Annotated in this window: 2 protein-coding genes; both read right to left on the bottom strand. The window is 42.4% G+C overall.

Features of this window, described 5'->3' with window-relative positions; translation table 11 throughout:
• Positions 1–73 precede the first annotated feature (73 nt).
• On the bottom strand, positions 74–364 hold the full coding sequence (gene fis, locus GQR46_RS19510) for a DNA-binding transcriptional regulator Fis (RefSeq protein WP_002957804.1): 291 nt from the start codon (positions 362–364) through the stop codon (positions 74–76).
• Between the two features lie 19 nt (positions 365–383).
• Complete coding sequence (gene dusB, locus GQR46_RS19515; RefSeq protein WP_010553368.1) at positions 384–1355, bottom strand: tRNA dihydrouridine synthase DusB; 972 nt, start codon at positions 1353–1355, stop codon at positions 384–386.
• Positions 1356–1518: the final 163 nt, after the last annotated feature.

Here is a 1518-nt window from a genome sequence, read left to right on the forward strand (position 1 = left end):
AAACTACGGGCATAAAAAAAGCACCCTAGGGTGCTTTTTTAATAATTAGCTGTGATAAATCACAGCCAGCATATTAGTTCATGCCGTATTTTTTAAGCTTTTTACGTAAAGTACCACGGTTGATACCTAGTAAAATTGCTGCACGAGTTTGGTTACCACGTGTATATGTCATTACTTCTTCAAGTAATGGCGCTTCTAGCTCTGAAAGAACAAGGTCGTAAACGTCTTGCACATCTTGACCGTTAAGCTGCTTTAAATAGTGGTGAACAGCTTTTTTTACTGCATCACGCAATGGCTGCGGTTTCTCGTGTGACTGAACATGAGGGTTAGTGATAAATGGAGAAGTCACGTTTTGTTCGAACATTATTAAGTCTCTTTCTTTCTTAGTTAGCTGCTAGTGTTTTAAAGTATTGCTCTAATGCGACGACCTGTGCTTGTGGGTTGTCGAGCGCATTAAATACTCGCCTAAACTGACCATCACTGTCATGGGTTTGCAAATACCAAGATACATGTTTGCGAGCAATTCGCGCTCCCATTGGCTCACCGTAAAACAGATGGAGGTTTGTTAAATGCTCCATTAAAATACTGCGCACCTCTGCAATAGCAGGCGGCTGTAAGTGTTCCCCAGTTCGCAAATAGTGGTCTATCTCCCTAAATATCCAAGGGCGACCTTGGGCGGCTCGGCCAATCATAATGGCATCTGCACCCGTATAGTCTAAAACCTGTTTTGCTTTTTCTGGTGATGTAATATCACCATTGGCAACAACAGGAATCGACACTGAACGTTTTATATCCCTAATCGTGGCGTACTCAGCATCACCTTTGTACATACATGCGCGCGTACGCCCATGTACAGCAAGTGATGCAATGCCATAACGTTCAGCTATTCTCGCAATCTCTACACCATTACGGTTATCCGGATCCCATCCTGTACGGATTTTAAGTGTCACAGGTATATCAACAGCATTAACGACTGCATCAATAATCTCTTCCACAAGTTCAGGAAACTGTAATAAGGCAGAGCCTGCGAGTTTCTTGTTCACTTTTTTTGCTGGGCACCCCATATTGATATCTATGATCTGTGCACCGTTAGCAACATTGAATTGTGCGGCCTGCGCCATAAGCTCAGGGTCTGCTCCTGCAATTTGCACCGCGCGTATACCCGATTCACCGCTGTGATCCATACGATTCATCGACTTTTCCGTTTTCCAAACCTTAGGATTAGACGATAGCATTTCAGAAACAGCTAGCCCTGCGCCTAAACGACGGCAAAGTTGTCTAAATGGTCTGTCTGTAATGCCAGCCATTGGCGCGACAATTACATTATTCTCAAGTTGGTATTTACCGATACGCACTATATTCAATAGGCCTCTTTTCAAGGGGCGCTAAGTTTACGGTTTTTTTAGCAAAAATCAAAGGCTATAAATTGAACAAAAGTAACTTTTTTTTGCCCTTTTCGTATTGACTTTTGATAACCATATGACAATTGGGTTTATTTGTTTGAAATTCGTACAGTCT

It is taken from the genome of Pseudoalteromonas sp. Z1A6 (genome assembly GCF_011378745.1).
GTDB classification, from domain to species: Bacteria; Pseudomonadota; Gammaproteobacteria; order Enterobacterales; family Alteromonadaceae; genus Pseudoalteromonas; species Pseudoalteromonas arctica.